The sequence below is a fragment of the Novosphingobium pokkalii genome, from assembly GCF_014652855.1.
GTDB lineage: Bacteria > Pseudomonadota > Alphaproteobacteria > Sphingomonadales > Sphingomonadaceae > Novosphingobium > Novosphingobium pokkalii.
In genome coordinates, this window is the sequence record NZ_BMZP01000010.1 from 41075 (window position 1) to 57781 (window position 16707).

Genomic DNA, 16707 nt, shown 5'->3' on the forward strand with positions numbered 1-16707 from the left:
CAACACGCATACGTTTGCGTGTTCCGGCCCAAGGTTCAACAGGGCTTGCCAACTGGTGACTTGTCATATGGCGGTGACGTTGCTAGGCGCGCCGGGACTGCGGGCCGTCACGTGCATTTCTTGCGCGTCATGTGCCTTGCTTGAAATCCTTGGACGAAGGGGACTGAGGCGCGTGGAGATTTCCAGCGGCATCACGGCCAGCCTTGCGGGGCGTTACGCTTCCGCACTTTACGAGCTGGCGAATGAACAGGGCCAGGCTGCGGCCGTGGAAGGCGATCTCGAACGCCTGGCCGACGGCCTGCGCGAATCGGCCGATTTTGCCGCGCTGATCCGCAACCCGCAGGTGGGCCGCGACGAAGCTGCCCGCGCGGTGGCCGCCGTGGGCCAGGTGCTGGGCGTTTCTTCGCTGACCGCCAATTTCCTGGGCGTGATGGCCGGCAATCGCCGCCTGGCCGCCCTGCCCGACGTGGCCCGCGCCTATGCCGCGATCGCGGCGGCGGCGCGCAATGAAGTGACCGCGCAGGTCACCAGCGCGCATCCCCTCGATGATGCACAGATCGCCGCGCTGACCGAAAAGCTGGCCGCTCGCGCCGGCAAGTCGGTCAAGCTCAAGACTGCGGTCGATCCCGAAATCCTCGGCGGGCTGGTCGTCAAGATCGGCAGCCAGATGATCGACAGCTCGATCCGCACCCGTCTCAATTCGCTCGCCCAGGCCATGAAGGGCTGAAGCCAAAAAGTTTGCACGAAAGGCTGAACGATGGAAATCCGCGCCGCTGAAATCTCAAAGGTCATCAAGGACCAGATCGCCAGCTTCGGCACCGAGGCCCAGGTCTCGGAAGTCGGCTCCGTGCTCTCGGTCGGTGACGGCATTGCCCGCATCCACGGCCTGGACCAGGTCCAGGCCGGTGAAATGGTCGAATTCGCCAATAGCGTCAAGGGCATGGCCCTCAACCTCGAAGCCGACAACGTCGGCGTCGTGATCTTCGGCTCGGACTCCGAGATCAAGGAAGGCGACACCGTCAAGCGCACCGGCACGATCGTGGACGTGCCGATCGGCAAGGGCCTGCTGGGCCGCGTGGTCGACGCGCTGGGCAACCCGATCGATGGCAAGGGCCCGATCGAGTACACCGAGCGCCGCCGCGTCGAAGTCAAGGCGCCGGGCATCATCCCGCGCAAGTCGGTGCACGAACCGGTGCAGACCGGCCTCAAGGCGATCGACGCCCTGGTGCCCGTGGGCCGTGGCCAGCGCGAGCTGATCATCGGTGACCGCCAGACCGGCAAGACTGCCGTCGCCATCGACACCTTCATCAACCAGAAGGCGGTCAACGCCGGTTCGGACGAAGGCAAGAAGCTCTACTGCATCTACGTCGCTGTCGGCCAGAAGCGCTCGACCGTGGCGCAGATCGTGCGCCAGCTCGAAGAAAACGGCGCGATGGAATATTCCATCGTCGTGGCCGCCACCGCTTCGGAACCGGCTCCGCTGCAATACCTGGCGCCCTACACCGGCTGCACCATGGGTGAATTCTTCCGCGACAACGGCATGCACGCCGTGATCGTGTACGACGACTTGTCCAAGCAGGCCGTCGCCTATCGCCAGATGTCGCTGCTGCTGCGCCGCCCGCCGGGCCGCGAAGCCTATCCGGGCGACGTGTTCTACCTGCACAGCCGCCTGCTCGAACGCGCCGCGAAGATGAACGACGACAACGGCGCCGGTTCGCTGACCGCCCTGCCGATCATCGAAACCCAGGCCGGTGACGTGTCGGCCTACATTCCGACCAACGTGATCTCGATCACCGACGGCCAGATCTTCCTGGAAACCGGTCTGTTCTACCAGGGCATCCGTCCGGCCATCAACGTCGGCCTCTCGGTGTCGCGCGTGGGTTCCTCGGCCCAGACCAAGGCGATGAAGAAGGTCGCCGGCTCGATCAAGCTGGAGCTGGCGCAGTACCGCGAAATGGCGGCCTTCGCCCAGTTCGGGTCTGACCTCGACGCTTCGACGCAGAAGCTGCTCAACCGCGGTGCACGCCTGACCGAGCTGCTCAAGCAGCCGCAGTTCTCGCCGCTCGGCTTTGAAGAGCAGACCTGTGTGATCTTCGCCGGCACCCAGGGCTACCTGGACTCGATCCCGGTGGATCAGGTCACCGAATACGAAGCCGAGCTGCTCAGCTTCCTGCGCACCCAGAAGGCCGACCTGCTCGCCGAAATCCGCGACAGCAAGGATCTGGGCGACGGCGCCAAGGCCAAGCTCAAGGAAGCGCTCGACGCTTTCGCCAAGCAGTTCGCCTGATAACGCAAGACTCATCCCCCCTGCCCGCCCCTGCGGCGCGGCGGGGGGAGATGAAGTGGAGATAGACGAGTGGCCTCGCTCAAGGAACTCAAGCTGCGGATCAACTCGGTCAAGTCGACCCAGAAGATCACCAAGGCCAAGCAGATGGTCGCCGCGGCCAAGCTGCGCAAGGCGCAGGCCGCTGCCGAGGCCGCGCGCCCCTATGCCGGTCGCCTCGCCGACGTGATGGCCAGCCTCGCCAGCAAGGTGCAGGTTGGCGAAGGCAGCCCCAAGCTGCTCGCCGGCACCGGCAAGGACCAGGTTCACCTCCTGGTCGTCGCCAATTCCGATCGCGGCCTGTGCGGCGCGTTCAATGCCAACATCGTCAAGGCCGCCAAGGCCAAGGCGCAGGAATTGATCGCCCAGGGCAAGACGGTGAAGTTCTACCTCGTCGGCCGCAAGGGCCGCGCCCCGATCCGGCGCGATTTCCCCAATGCGATCGCCGGCGGTTTCGACACCACCACCGTGCGCGAGGCCGGCTTTGCCGAAGCCGAGAAGATCGCCAACGAACTGCTGACCATGTATGAAGCCGGCCAGTTCGACGTGGCGCACCTGATCTTCTCGCGCTTCCGCAGCGCGCTTGCACAGATCCCCACCACGCAGCAGATCGTTCCCGTGCCGGCCCCGACCGCCGCCGTGGTCAACGATGGCGGTGCCGTGGTCGATTACGAACCCGACGAGGAAGCGATCCTGGCCGATCTGCTGCCGCGCTACCTGCGCGTCCAGCTCTTCGGTGCGCTGCTCGAAAACATGGCCAGCGAACAGGGCGCCTCGATGACCGCGATGGACAATGCCACGCGCAACGCCGGCGAACTGATCAAGAAGCTGACCATCCAGTACAACCGCAGCCGCCAGGCCGCGATCACCACCGAACTCGTCGAAATCATCGCCGGCGCCGAAGCGCTCTGACGACGACCAGCAGGCAAGGAAAGACACAAATGGCAACCGCACCTGTCATCTCATCGACCGGCAAGATCAGCCAGGTCATCGGCGCCGTCGTCGACGTGCAATTCGACGGCGAACTGCCGCCGATCCTCACCGCGCTCGAAACCAGCAACAACGGCAACCGCCTGGTTCTGGAAGTGGCGCAGCACCTGGGCGAAAGCACCGTGCGCACCATCGCCATGGACTCGACCGAAGGCCTCACCCGTGGCCAGGCCGTGACCAGCACCGGCGCGCAGATCTCGGTGCCGGTCGGCCCCAAGACGCTCGGCCGCATCCTCAACGTGGTTGGTGACCCGATCGACGAACGCGGCCCGGTGGGCGCCGACCAGTTCGCCCCGATCCACGCCAAGGCTCCCGAATTCATCGACCAGTCGACCGAAGCGGCGATCCTGGTCACCGGCATCAAGGTGATCGACCTGCTCGCGCCTTATGCCAAGGGCGGCAAGATCGGCCTGTTCGGCGGCGCTGGCGTGGGCAAGACCGTGCTGATCCAGGAACTGATCAACAACATCGCCAAGGGCCACGGCGGCGTCTCGGTCTTTGCCGGCGTGGGTGAACGCACCCGCGAAGGCAACGACCTCTATCACGAATTCCTCGACGCCGGCGTCATCGCCAAGGACGCCGAAGGCAACGCCACCTCGGAAGGGTCCAAGGTTGCGCTCGTCTATGGCCAGATGAACGAACCGCCGGGCGCCCGCGCTCGCGTCGCGCTTTCGGGCCTGACCATGGCCGAATACTTCCGCGACCAGGAAGGCCAGGACGTGCTGTTCTTCGTGGACAACATCTTCCGCTTCACCCAGGCCGGTTCGGAAGTGTCGGCGCTGCTCGGCCGCATTCCCTCGGCCGTGGGTTACCAGCCCACCCTGTCGACCGACATGGGCGCGCTTCAGGAACGCATCACCTCGACCAACAAGGGCTCGATCACCTCGGTCCAGGCGATCTACGTGCCGGCCGACGACTTGACCGACCCTGCGCCGGCCACTTCGTTCGCCCACCTCGACGCCACCACCACGCTCAACCGCGCGATCTCGGAACTCGGCATCTATCCGGCGGTGGACCCGCTGGACTCGACCAGCCGCGTTCTCGAACCGCGCATTGTCGGTGCCGAGCATTACGAAACCGCCCGTCGCGTCCAGGAAACCCTGCAAAAGTACAAGTCCTTGCAGGACATCATCGCCATCCTGGGCATGGACGAACTGTCGGAAGAAGATAAGCTGACCGTGGCGCGCGCCCGCAAGATCCAGCGCTTCCTCAGCCAGCCGTTCCACGTGGCCGAAGTGTTCACCGGCATCCCCGGCAAGTTCGTCCAGCTCGAAGACACCGTCCGCTCGTTCAAGGCGGTGGTCGACGGCGAATACGACCACCTGCCCGAAGCCGCGTTCTACATGGTCGGCGGCATCGACGAAGCGGTGGAAAAGGCCAAGAAGCTGGCTGCTGAAGCCTGATCTTGACTCTCACCCCTCCTGCTTGCGGGAGGGGACCTTGGAAGACACGCCATGCTCCACTTTGAACTCGTCACCCCGGCTCGCCTCGTCCGCTCGGAAGCGGTGTGGCAGGTTGTCGTTCCCGGCACCGAGGGCGAATTCGGTGTGCTGGAAGGCCACGCGCCGTTCATGTCCACGGTCAAGGACGGCACGATCAAGGTCTATCGCACCCAGGGCGGCCAGCCCGAGGAAATCCAGGTCCAGGGCGGCTTCGCGGAAGTCAACGCCAAGGGCCTCACGGTTCTGGCCGAACACGTCGAAGGCTGACGCTTTCTTACACCGACGCACAAAGCGGGCCGGCGCCTTCGTGGCGCCGGCCCGCTTTTGTTTTGGCCAAGCACGGATGCCCAGGTACGGATTCAGTGCGAAAGCTTGGCGAACATGTCGGCAAAGGTCAGCCGCGTGTCGATCCAGTCATAGACCCGCATCGGCCGACCGTCAGGCCGAAGCTGATACGCCCCATCGCTGCCCAGACGCGGCGTGGGCACCAGGTGGTAACGCGAAGAGGCCGGATCGGGCTCAAATGCCGATTGCAGCGCGGTGAGCGTGACCAGGGGGCTGTCTCCCAGGGCATAGGTCTCCCCCAGGTTCATGCCCCGCTCAGCAAGCGCGCCACGCATGCGCTCCACATTGCCGACCAGCCAGGCGCCGAGTGGCCCGCTTTGCGCCAGAGCCCGCAATTCCGCAAAACTGACCAGCATTTGCCGATAGGCATCGCGCGGCACCTGCCAGATCGGGATGTCGCTTTGCCCGAACACGAACTGCGCGGCCGCCGGATCGATCGTGAAGTTGTATTCCCCGCTCGTCGCGCCCGGCGGTGGCAGGGCGCCGCCCGGATGCTCGGCCCCGCCGATCCACACCAGCGTCATGCGCTGCGCCAGGCGTGGCTCGGCCTGAAGCGCGGCGGCCAGGTCGGTCAACCCGGCGCCGGCGGTATAGAACAGCGGCGTGTTCACGTCGCTGCGCATGCCCTCGGCCAAGATCGCCGCTACGGCCTCGGCCGAATTGCGCCGGTCCTTGCGGCCAAGCACCCCTTCCGCCCCGCGCACCACCGGCACGCGCCCGGCAAGGCCCATCACCCCGAGCAGTTCGCGCACTTTGGCGGCGGCCTTGTCCGCCTGATGCCCGTCGTCCGGCTCGGCATCCTGCGGGCTGTGCAAGTGCGACCCCACGATCAGCCGGACATCGGCCGAAGGGCTGCGCAAGGCATGCGCCAGTTGGAAAAGTCCGTCAGGATCACCGGCAAAATCGTTGTCCACGATCACGCGCATGCGTGGTGGTCCGTCGGAAAGGATCGGCGCGGCCCGCGCCAGAATCGGTAGGAGGGAACCAGCCGCAAGGCCGGTCAGCGCAGCGCGTCGTGAACATTCCATCTGCCGATCACACCATGTTATCGCACCGAGTCAATCCGATGCCCGCCGCCGATCGTATGTGACACAAACTTTTTTCTCAAATTCGTATTTGCGAACTTTTCATCAGCGTGAATTTGCGGCATGCAGCAAGCACGAAGTTCGAGGGAGAGATACCTGTCATGACCCAGAGCCTGGCCAGCGTCATCGGCGCGCAAGCCAACCTTGTCGATTTCCTGCGCAACCAGCAGGTTGGCCCCAATGTCTACCCCGGCGTGCCGGCGGAATATTCCAACTGGCGCGCCGAGCAGTGGGCCTGGGGCCACACCGCCGTGCTTTACAACCAGAGCTACCACATGGTCGACCTGGCCGTGCGCGGGCCGGATGCCTTCAAGATGCTGGAGCATCTCGGCATCAACAGCTTCAAGAACTTCCAGCCCGACCGCGCCAAGCAGTTCGTGCCGGTCACGCCCGATGGCTATGTCATCGGCGACGTGATCCTGTTCTATCTGGACGAGAACGAGTTCAACCTGGTCGGCCGCGCGCCGACGATCGAATGGGTGGAATACCACGCCGCCAGCGGCAACTGGAACGTGACCGTGGAGCGTGACGAGCGCTGGGCGATGCGCAACGACGGCAAGCGCAACAGCTATCGCTTCCAGATCCAGGGCCCCAACGCGATGAAGATCATCGAGAAGGCCACTGGCAAGACCCCACCCGAACTCAAGTTCTTCCACATGACCCGCATGACCATCGGTGGCAAAGACGTGCGCGCGCTGCGCCACGGCATGGCCGGCCAGCCGGGCTTTGAACTGTTCGGTCCGTGGGAAGACTATGGCGCCGTGCACGCCGCGCTGGTGGAGGCCGGCAAGGCATTCGGCATGGCCCTGGTCGGCGGCCGCGCCTATTCCTCCAACACGCTGGAATCGGGCTGGATCCCCTCCCCGCTGCCGGCGATCTACACCGGCGAGGCGCTGGCTCCCTACCGCGAATGGCTCTCGGCCAATTCCTATGAAGCCAAGTGCTCGGTTGGCGGCAGCTATGTTCCGGAAACCGTCGAAGGTTATTACACGACGCCGCGGGACCTGGGCTATGGTCCGTTTGTGAAGTTCGACCACGACTTCATCGGCCGCGCCGCGCTGGAAAAGATGCACGCCGCCGGCAACCACCGCACCAAGGTGACGCTGGCGCTCGACAACGAAGACGTGATGCGCGTGCAATCCTCCGCGCTGAGCAAGGGCGATCGGGCCAAGTTCATGGAATATCCCAGCGCGGTCTATGCCATGCATCCGTTCGACCAAGTGCTCAAGGATGGGCAAATGGTCGGCCTCTCCACCTGGATCGGCTATTCCGCCAACGAGGGCAAGTTCCTGACCCTGGCGATGATGGACAAGGGCCACGAGACGATTGGCGGCGAAGTCAGCCTGCTGTGGGGTGAGCCCGATGGCGGCACCACCAAGCCCACCGTCGAACCGCACGTGCAGACCGAAATCAAGGCCGTGGTCAGCCCCGTGCCCTATTCCGAGGTTGCGCGCGACAGCTACGCCGAAGGCTGGCGCACGCAGAAGTAAGCGAGGGAGACACCGTCTTCCTTGCGGGCGCCGGTCTCCACCCGACGGAGGCCGGCGCTTTCCTTTTGGGCGGGATATTTTGTTTGCCTTGCTAACAATTCATGGCATGATCGCGGCATCCAAGGAGAGGATGCCGCCATGGCAAAAGACAACAAGATCACCTTCTACGACCTGGCCATTTCCACCGGTGCCACGATCAGCCCGTTCGTCTGGGCCACCAAATATGCCCTGAAGCACAAGGGCTTCGACCTCGACGTGGTGCCCGGCGGCTTCACCGGCATTCTGGAGCGCACCGGCGGCAAGACCGAGCGGCTGCCCGCGATCGTCGACGACGGCACCTGGGTGCTCGATAGCTGGGGCATCGTCGAATACCTCGACGCCACCTATCCCGATCGCCCCCTGCTGATCCCGCATGAAAGCGTCGCCGCCACGCTCAAGGCGCTGGATCACTGGTTCTGGGGCGCCGCCGTCGGCCCGTGGATGCGCTGCTTCTGCGCCGACTATCGCGATCTCTCGCTGCCGCAGGACCACGAGTACATCACCCATTCGCGCGAGAAGATGCTGGGCCGCAAGCTGGAAGAGATCCAGGCCGGTCGCGAGGATCGCCTGGCGGGCATCTCGGCCGCGCTCGAACCGCTGCGCTCCACCCTCGCGCAGCACCCGTGGCTGGGCGGCAGCGCGCCGAACTATGCCGATTATCGCATCCTCGGCGGCTTCCTGTTCACCGCGTCGGTGTGCAAGACGCCTGTGCTGGCGCCCGACGATCCGCTGCGTGACTGGCTCGACCGCTGCCTCGATCTCCATGGCGGCCTGGGCCGCCATCCCGGCCTGTTCCCGCTGTTCGGCCTGGAGCAGCGCGAGGGCGACGTGCCGCTGTTCAACCGCCAGGGCGGCCTTGGCGGCATCTACAAGCGCAACACCGGCCCCGCCTCCACCCAGGCGGAAACGCAGAAAATCACCCAAGGCATGAAGCAACCGGCCTGATTTTCCCGCCATGACAGAAACTTGGCCGCCGGAAGCGATGATTCCGGCGGCCCTTGGTTATGCGACGAACCGTTTACACACTCTATTGAGAGGGTTCCTGCCCGCTGCTAACCTCAATCGTCCACGCGGTGCCCAGGGGAGGTTCACCATGGACAACAGTAACGGAGACAAAACCAGATCGGAAAACATCCGACGCGTTCAAGAATTGACTGGCGAGCAAGCACCGCTGATCGATTTTACATTCTCTAACATTTCCAATCTTCAAAAAGCCATGCTCGATGCAACGCCGGATTGTATCAAGCTGCTTGGTGCAGATGGCAATCTGGCCATGATGAACCGAACTGGTTGCATCGCGCTGAACGTGGACGAACATGGCCCGTTCGGCATGCCGTGGATCCCGCTGCTGCCCGAAGACATCCAGGCCGCAGGCCGCGCCGCGCTGGCCCGTGCCGCTGCCGGGCAAAGCGCCCGCTTTCCCGGTCGCAGCGAGACGGACGCAGGAACCCTGTTCTGGGACAACCTGCTCACCCCCATGATCGGTCAGGATGGCGAGGTCCACCAGATCCTTTGCGTCTCGCGCGATGTGACATCGCAAACCGTGTTGGAGCGCGAACTGGAAGACGCCGTGGCCCGCGAACACTTGCTTGCGCGCGAAATGCACCATCGCATCAAGAACCTGTTCTCGCTGGTCGCGGGGCTGGTGTTCATTGCCGATCGCGAAACCGGCGGCGATGGGTCCAGCGCGCTGGCGCTCAACCTGCATGAGAAGCTGCGCGCGTTGAGCCGCGCATCCGACGTTGCCTTCGTGGGCGCGGAAAGCCTGCCGGCCGGCCAACCGGTGGACCTCGGCAACCTGGTGCGGGCCTTGCTGGCGCCCTATGGCGAGCGCTGCGAGATCGTGGAGCAGGCCGCGACCGTGCCGCCCGGCGTGGTCACCACGCTCGCCCTGGTGTTTCACGAATACGCCACCAACTCGATCAAGTATGGTGCGCTGGGCACGGCTGGCGGGCGAGTCACCGTGCGCTGGACGGAAAGCGACGGTGTGCTGGCTTTCACCTGGATCGAGACCGGCGCCGCCATCGAAGTGCCGGACGAGGATCGCCAGGGCTTCGGCACCCAGATGGTCGAGCGCATGGTGCGCGCGGCCGGGGGGCGCATCAGCCGGCTGTGGCGCCCGGAAGGCCTGATAGCCGACCTGTACTTGCCGATAAGGCACTGACCGCGCCGGGTTGAGCCGCTGTGCTTAAAGGGCAACTGGCGGGTGCGAGCGGGCTGTGGCAGGTTGCGTTGCGCAAGGTTTCGCACCACTCCCAACCCCCTCCTCTGAAGAGGATGGGGCTTTCTCGTTCCTCTCCCCCTCCTCTTCAGAGGAGGGGGCCGGGGGGTGGTGCGAGACCATGACCGATGCCCGAATGCACAGAAAGCCCGCCCGCCATGCGCCTGCCCTTGCTGCTCGCCCCCGCCCTGCTCGCTGCCAGCCCCGCGCATGCCTATGACGTGGCGGAAAAATCGATCGACACCTTGCGCGCCGATCTCGATGCCGGGCGCGTGACCTCGGCAGAGCTGGTCGCGGCCTATGAAGCGCGCATCGCGCAGATCGACCCGCAGCTTCATGCCGTGATCGCGCTCAACCCGCGCGCGCTGGAGCAGGCCCGCGCGGCCGACGCGGCGCGCAAGGCGCACCCCACGCACCAGCCGCTCGAAGGCATTCCGATCCTGATCAAGGACAATATCGAAAGCGCCGATCCGGTGGCGACCACGGCGGGCAGCCTGGCGCTGGCGGGCAACGTGACCGGACGCGACGCGCCGCTGGTGGCGCACCTGCGCGCGGCCGGGGCGATCATCCTGGGCAAGACCAACCTTTCGGAATGGGCCAACATCCGCTCCAACCACTCGATCAGCGGCTGGAGCGCCACGGGCGGCCAGGCGCGCAACCCCTATGATCCGCGCCGCAGCACGTGCGGATCGAGCGCCGGATCGGGCGCGGCGGCGGCGGCCAGTTTCGCGGCGGCGGCAGTGGGCACGGAAACCGATGGCTCGATCACCTGTCCATCGGCGGTGAACGGCCTGGTCGGGTTCAAGCCCACGGTCGGGCTGGTCTCGCGCACCCATGTCGTGCCGATCAGCCACAGCCAGGATACGCCCGGCCCGATGGCGCGCAGCGTGCGCGATGCCGCGCTGCTGCTGGGCGCAATGGCCGGCAGCGATGCGGCAGACCCGGCGACGGCGCGCGCCGATCAACTGGGGCATGATTTCACCCGCACGCTCGCGCCCGATGCGCTCAAGGGCGTACGCATCGGGGTGATGCGCTTTGCCGCCGGGTTCCACCCCGAAACCGACGCCCTGTTCGAGCGCGCGCTGGCCACCCTGCGCGCGGCCGGGGCCACGCTGGTGGAGATCAAGGCCCCGCCGCCCGCCACGGCCGGCGTGGGCGAGAAAGAGCAACTGGTGCTCTCCACCGAACTGAAGGCGGACATGGCCAGCTACCTCGCCTCCACCGATCCGGCCAAAGTGCCCAGCCGCACGCTGGCCGACCTGATCGCCTTCAACAAGGCCCACGCCGCGCAGGAACTGGCCCTGTTCGGGCAGGATTTCTTCGAGGATGCGGAGACCACCAAGGGCCTGGCCGACCCGGCCTATCGCACGGCAGCGGCGCAGGCGAAGCGCAGCGCCGGCCCCGAGGGCATTGATCGCATGCTGGCCGACAACAAGGTGACCGCGCTGGTTGCCCCCACGCTCGGCCCGGCCTGGCTGATCGACCCGGTGCTCAAGGACAATTTCGTGGGCGGCGGAGCGGGCGGATTGGCGGCCGTGGCCGGCTATCCCCACCTCACCGTGCCGATGGGCCAGGTCGATGGCCTGCCCGTGGGCCTGTCGATCGTCGGCACCGCGTGGGACGACGCGCGCGTGCTCGCCTATGGCTATGCCTTCGAGCAGGCGAGCCACGCCCGCCGCGCCCCTGCCCTGCCGCCCGGCTGAGGAACCGGCGCGGCCGCGCGCACGTTGCCCCCTCACACCACAGGGGGCCCATCATGCAAACACCGATCCTCGCGGCGCTGGCGCTTGTCGCCCAGCTCGCCGCCACGCCCGCCGCCGCGCAAGATATCGGTACACCCGACGAGATCGCGCAGGACAGCACGCACCGCCCCACCCTGCGCGACTTGTGCAGCGACCGGCCGGGCCTCGACACCCCGGCCTGCACGGTCGATCCCGGCCGGCTCCAGATGGAACTTGGCCTGGGCGACTGGACGCTGGACCGCCAGCCCGACCAACGCACCGACACGATCACGGCGGGCGACGTGCTGCTGCGCTATGGCGTGACGCCCACCACCGAACTGCGACTGGGCTGGACCACCTTCGGCCACGTTCGCACCCGCGACACGCAGACCGGCGCGATCGACACCGTACAAGGCGTGGGCGACCTGACCCTGGGCGTGAAACAGAACCTGCGCCACCCTGCCGAAGGCAAGACCGGCCTCGCCGTGGCTGTGCTGCCCTTCGTCACCCTGCCCACCGGCCACAGCCAAGTGGGCGCGGGCGACTGGGGCGCCGGGCTGATCCTGCCGACCAGCTACAAGCTCGACGACACCGTGTCGCTGGAACTCTCCCCCGAAGTGGACGCCGCCGTGAACGAAAGCGGCCAGGGCCGCCACCTCGCCTATGGCGCCGCGATGGGTGTGCAGGTCCACTTGTCCAAGACCGTCCGCCTGACCCCGGAACTGCAATTCGTGCGCGACCAAGACCCGGCGCGCCATGCGACGATGAGCCGCGCGGCGCTCTCGTTCGACGTGCAGCCGGCGAAGATGCTGCAACTGGATGTGCAGGCCACGGCGGGGTTGAACCGGGATACGCCGGATGTGGAGGTGGGGTTTGGGGTAACGCGGAAGTTTTGAGGGGTGGATTGATGGAGTGAGACGGTAGGGACGGCAGACTGACCGCCAAGGCGAATGGAGAGCCCGACCTATAGTTAGCGGCATTAATGTGTGAAATAGGCATGCTGCTCCCGGAATTCCAGCTTTTCCATATTTTCACATCAATGGCAAAATAGACTCACTTCCTTAAATGACCATTTATATCAATTATACTTGCGTCTAACAACTGACCGCGCATATGAAATCCCGGCAAACAGAGGGCAGAGTTTATGACAGATGGGCAGTGGCAGATCGTCATCGGTGTAGCGGCTGTGATTGTGGCAATAATCGGTATATGCGTCAGCGCGGCAGTCAAAAAACGTCGCCGTGTTAGTCAACGTCAGCGAACCGGGAAGGGGTCAATTTCGATCCAATCAGGTCGGGACACGAAGGTGGATCGTATCAAATGAGCTCACGGCAAGATCAGCGGGTTGCGGAAGGGGCTACCGCAATTCAGAGTCAGCGCGACACCATTGTTAATCAAGGCTTAAGCTCGAATGATTTTCGAAGCATTGTGGAGTCGCTTTTCGACCAAATGCCCAAGTTCATCGAAACAGCTTTAACCGCGATGGATGTCCGACTTAATGCATTCGAAGACAGCCTAATAAAGCGCTTCGATCATGATGCTACGGCCAAGAGAGAAGCCTTTTCTGATCCTGACTTCCTGCACATTGTCATTGAAGCACAGCGCGCTTATGCTCGAACTGGCGATCCGGAAACGCATGGAACGTTGGTAGATCTTATTGCCAAGAGATCGAGCGAGGATACCAGATCGCGTCGCGCTTTTGCAATTAATGAAGCGATTACGGTCGTATCGCGACTGACGAAAAATGATATGAGTGAACTTGCGTTCGCGTTTTATGCGAGACACACGAAAAATCCCGCAATTAATGATTTATCTTCATTTTGCGCAAATTTAAACGCGTACATATATGAACTGCTAGATGATTTAGAGACAGATCGAGATTCATACGAATATTTGGTGTCACAAAGGTGCACTGCCATTTCCGCGTTAGAAATTAGTCTGCTTGATATTTGGAGGCAGGTTTATCCAGGCCTATTTATGAAGGGCTTCAGCGCCGAAGAAGTCGATAAAATAGTTGAAGATTCAACACCGGATGTTAAGTTTCTACTGACTCCATCTGAATTTGATCCTTCCCGCCGCCGACCTCGGGCAATATCACTGGAAGAACTATTGAGTATATATCGGACGCCCTCAGTTAGTGAGGAACACGTTCGACGTATATGGTCGCAGGCAATCGCAAGTTTAGCTGACGATGATGCTATCGTGCAAAAGTTAAAGCCGGAATGCCCTCGAATTGAGGAAGTTATTTACAAATGGAATTCATCATCGTTGAAGTCGCTTGATCTCACTACAATTGGTAAAGTCATCGGCCATGCTAGACTGACGCAAATCCCCACCTTCGAAAATGCAGACCTCAGCATTTGGATAAAATGAGTAAAAAGCTGCGCATTCAGCATTTCACAGCCTGTAATTTTCATCATAGTAATTACAAATTCATCATTGCGCGTACGACCGTCACAACCCACCTAGCTCCGCCCAGCCATCCATGCTGCTGGAACGATCTGTTCGACATGCGTAACCGGAAAGGCGACTTCCTTGGTCATTAATTCAGCGCTCGAGCGACCAAAATGACCACATCGTTGCCCGACGGCTGTACATAGAGCGAACGGCCAGTTCTGGCGGAAACTGCTGTTCAGACCCGATCCGCAAATGTCGCATTTCGGTTGATAGCGGCCGGTTGCCCACCCTCACCCCACCGCCCCAGCCGCCCGCTTGAGCGCGCTCCGCACCCGCGCTGCCAGCTCTGCGTCGAAGCGCACTTCCGGCACGGCGACGCTCAGGGCGCCGACCACTTTGCCGTCGACGCGCACGGGCACGGCGGTGCCGCAGATGCCCAGGGTGGCTTCGTGGCAGGCCATGCCGATGCCTTCGGCGCGGATGCGGGCGAGGTCGGCGCGCAGCTCTTCGTCGCGGACGCGGGTGTGTTCGGTCATCGCCGTGCGGGTGCTTTCCGCGAAGTAGCGGTGCAGGTCTGCCTCGGGCAGCGTGGCGAGGATCACTTTGCCGGCGGCGAGGCAGTGCAGCGGGCGGCGGGCGCCGGGTTCGATGGCGTAGCGCAGGGTCTGGTCGCTGGCCTCGGTCACCACGGCTTCCACTTCCCAGCCGACGCGGACCATGAAGCTAGCGGTTTCGTTGAGTTCGGCCTTGAGCGCGCGGACCAGGGGGGCGACGCGGTCGGCCAGGGGGAGCGCGGCGGGGGAGACGCGCAGGCGCTCCAGCCCCGGGCCGGGCAGATAGCGGCGCCCTTCCCGCGTGAGGTATTGCCGCTCCACCAGCGTGGCGAGCAGGTAGGACAGGCTGGAGACCGGAATGCCCAGGGCCTGGGCCACGTCCTGCGCCACCACGCCGGCGGCATGGGCCACGACGAATTCGATCACGTCGAGCGTGCGCAGCGCGGACTTGACCGGGGTGGCGACGGAAGGGGCGGAGGCCATGGGGGTTTCCTTGTGTTCGGCGGGGTTGTGCTGGATTTCCACCACCCCCCAACCCCCTCCTCTGAAGAGGAGGGGGCTTGCTCGTCAAGTCTGGAACAGGAGGGTGCCGCGGCGCTCGGCGAAGCGCCAGCCTTCCTCGGTGCGCACGAAGCGATCGTGGAACGAGCCGACCAGCGGCGCGGGGGCGCCGGTGAACAGCAGCATGGCGCTGGTGCCGCGTGCCTCACGCGCGCTTTCCACCTCGATCACCACGTTGCTGCACACGTGGCGCGTGGTGCGCGGCGGGCGCGCCTTGAACGCGGCGAGGATCGCCTCGCGCCCCACGATCGGCGCATCGGGCGCGGTGGGCCGGGTCATCAGGCCATCCGGCGCATAGAGCGCGGCGGCCTCGTCCCAGCGCGCCTCGTCGTTGAGATTGGCGTAGAGCGCGATCAGGCGGCCGCAGTCGGCCTCGATGGCGCGGCGTTCGTCATCCGTCACAGGCGCGCTCCGGCAATGTCGGCGCCTTCGCGCAAGGCCCAGAGCTTGCGCCAGGTGACGATCGGATCGATCTTGCCATAGCCGGCGAAGGTGCCAAAGCCGCAGTCGGTGCTGGCCACCACGCGATCGGCGCCGACGATGGCGGCAAAGCGCTCCACCCGCTGCGCGATCAGTTCGGGATGCTCGATATAGTTGGAGCAGGTGTCGATCAGGCCGGGCGCGAGAATCTTGGTATCGGGCACCTTGGCATCGGCCCAGACTTTCCATTCATGCTCGTGCCGGGGATTGGCCGCCTCGAACAGCACGGTGGCGGGCCGCGCGGCCAGCACGATATCGATCACCCGTTCGAGCGGAATATCGTGATCGTGCGGGCCTTCGTAATTGCCCCAGCACACGTGCATGCGCATCTTTTCAGGCGGAATGTTGGCCGTGGCGGCGTTGAGCGCCTCGACATTGGCGGCGGCCACTTTCAGGAATTCGGCCTCGCTCAGGTCTTGATAGCCGGTGTGGCGCGACATGGCGAGATCGGGGCAATCGAGTTGCAGGAAGAACCCGGCATTGACGATGGTCTCGTATTCCTCGCGCATGGCATCGGCGAGGTCGGCCAGATAGGCCTCGTGGCTGGGATAGTGGCGGTTGACCTGGAACGCGGTGATCAGGCCCGGCGAGGCCGCGTTCATGAACGCCTGGGTTTCGGGCGCGGCATGCGCATCGAGCGCGGCGCGGAAGCGGCGGATATCGTCGTGCAGCGGCTGGAGCGTGACGAGCTTGACCGGCCCGATGCACGAAGCGCGCACGAACTCTTGGGCGCCCATGATCGCCGCAAGCTTCTTGGCAAGGCCCGGCACTTCGGCCAGGTCGGCCGCAGGCTTGCGATCGATATGCCCGCCAAAGCCCGACAGCCGCTCGATCATGTAGGTGGAATAGCCCACCTTGCCCAGCTCGCCATCGCTGACGATCGAAACGCCCGCGTCCACCTGCTGGCGCACCGCCTCGGCCACGGCGGCGCCCACCTTGGCGTCGAACTCGACAGCGTCATAAGGCTTGCCGGCATCGCGCGCGAGCAACAGCGGCGTGAGCTCCTCGCCCCGCGGCAGGCTGCCGACATGGGTGGTCTTGATATGGGCCACAGGGCCT

At 64.3% G+C, this 16707-nt stretch carries 15 protein-coding genes; 11 read left to right on the plus strand and 4 right to left on the minus strand.

The features are described from left to right. Positions 1–172 precede the first annotated feature (172 nt). The 5 genes from IE191_RS12045 (at position 173) to IE191_RS12065 (ending at position 5022) form a co-directional block, all read left to right on the plus strand. On the plus strand, positions 173–727 hold the full coding sequence (locus tag IE191_RS12045; RefSeq protein WP_191324615.1) for a F0F1 ATP synthase subunit delta: 555 nt from the start codon (positions 173–175) through the stop codon (positions 725–727). 30 nt (positions 728–757) lie between these two features. Continuing rightward, positions 758–2287: a F0F1 ATP synthase subunit alpha gene (atpA, locus tag IE191_RS12050; protein ID WP_191324616.1), complete on the plus strand. Its 1530-nt coding sequence runs from the start codon at positions 758–760 to the stop codon at positions 2285–2287. 69 nt (positions 2288–2356) lie between these two features. Further along, entirely contained in the window at positions 2357–3235 is an 879-nt protein-coding gene (locus IE191_RS12055) for a F0F1 ATP synthase subunit gamma (RefSeq protein WP_191324617.1), read from the plus strand. A 29-nt stretch (positions 3236–3264) separates the two neighbouring features. Further along, positions 3265–4716, plus strand: a complete 1452-nt coding sequence (atpD, locus tag IE191_RS12060; protein WP_191324618.1) for a F0F1 ATP synthase subunit beta — start codon at positions 3265–3267, stop codon at positions 4714–4716. Between the two features lie 51 nt (positions 4717–4767). Next, on the plus strand, positions 4768–5022 hold the full coding sequence (locus tag IE191_RS12065; protein WP_191324619.1) for an ATP synthase F1 subunit epsilon: 255 nt from the start codon (positions 4768–4770) through the stop codon (positions 5020–5022). Positions 5023–5114: 92 nt separating this feature from the next. On the opposite strand, the gene IE191_RS12070 is transcribed toward IE191_RS12065, so the two are convergent. Then, positions 5115–6026, minus strand: a complete 912-nt coding sequence (locus tag IE191_RS12070; RefSeq protein ID WP_229815302.1) for a nucleoside hydrolase — start codon at positions 6024–6026, stop codon at positions 5115–5117. Between the two features lie 260 nt (positions 6027–6286). Between IE191_RS12070 and desA the strand changes: the two genes are divergently transcribed. The 6 genes from desA (at position 6287) to IE191_RS12100 (ending at position 14029) form a co-directional block, all read left to right on the plus strand. Next, the gene (desA, locus tag IE191_RS12075) at positions 6287–7675 is read left to right on the plus strand and encodes a syringate O-demethylase (protein ID WP_191324621.1); all 1389 of its coding nucleotides are present in this window, start codon (positions 6287–6289) and stop codon (positions 7673–7675) included. 138 nt (positions 7676–7813) lie between these two features. Continuing rightward, the gene (locus IE191_RS12080; protein ID WP_191324622.1) at positions 7814–8659 is read left to right on the plus strand and encodes a beta-etherase; all 846 of its coding nucleotides are present in this window, start codon (positions 7814–7816) and stop codon (positions 8657–8659) included. A gap of 271 nt (positions 8660–8930) precedes the next feature. Beyond that, positions 8931–9878 (plus strand): PAS domain-containing protein, encoded by a 948-nt coding sequence (locus tag IE191_RS12085; RefSeq protein WP_191324623.1) that lies wholly within the window; start codon positions 8931–8933, stop codon positions 9876–9878. Between the two features lie 185 nt (positions 9879–10063). Next, positions 10064–11638 (plus strand): amidase, encoded by a 1575-nt coding sequence (locus tag IE191_RS12090; RefSeq protein ID WP_229815304.1) that lies wholly within the window; start codon positions 10064–10066, stop codon positions 11636–11638. Between the two features lie 53 nt (positions 11639–11691). Next, positions 11692–12552, plus strand: a complete 861-nt coding sequence (locus tag IE191_RS12095) for a transporter (RefSeq protein WP_191324625.1) — start codon at positions 11692–11694, stop codon at positions 12550–12552. 424 nt (positions 12553–12976) lie between these two features. Further along, entirely contained in the window at positions 12977–14029 is a 1053-nt protein-coding gene (locus tag IE191_RS12100; protein WP_191324626.1) for an LPO_1073/Vpar_1526 family protein, read from the plus strand. Between the two features lie 314 nt (positions 14030–14343). On the opposite strand, the gene IE191_RS12105 is transcribed toward IE191_RS12100, so the two are convergent. The 3 genes from IE191_RS12105 to IE191_RS12115 all read right to left on the minus strand — a co-directional run bounded on the left by IE191_RS12105 (position 14344) and on the right by IE191_RS12115 (position 16700). Next, the gene (locus IE191_RS12105) at positions 14344–15090 is read right to left on the minus strand and encodes an IclR family transcriptional regulator (protein ID WP_191324627.1); all 747 of its coding nucleotides are present in this window, start codon (positions 15088–15090) and stop codon (positions 14344–14346) included. 84 nt (positions 15091–15174) lie between these two features. Beyond that, positions 15175–15570 (minus strand): nuclear transport factor 2 family protein, encoded by a 396-nt coding sequence (locus tag IE191_RS12110; RefSeq protein ID WP_191324628.1) that lies wholly within the window; start codon positions 15568–15570, stop codon positions 15175–15177. Next, positions 15567–16700 carry a cobalamin-independent methionine synthase II family protein gene (locus IE191_RS12115; RefSeq protein WP_191324629.1) on the minus strand — a complete coding sequence of 378 codons (1134 nt, stop codon included), beginning with the start codon at positions 16698–16700 and terminating at the stop codon, positions 15567–15569. The genes IE191_RS12110 and IE191_RS12115 overlap by 4 nt, the downstream gene beginning before the upstream one ends. Positions 16701–16707 lie beyond the last annotated feature (7 nt).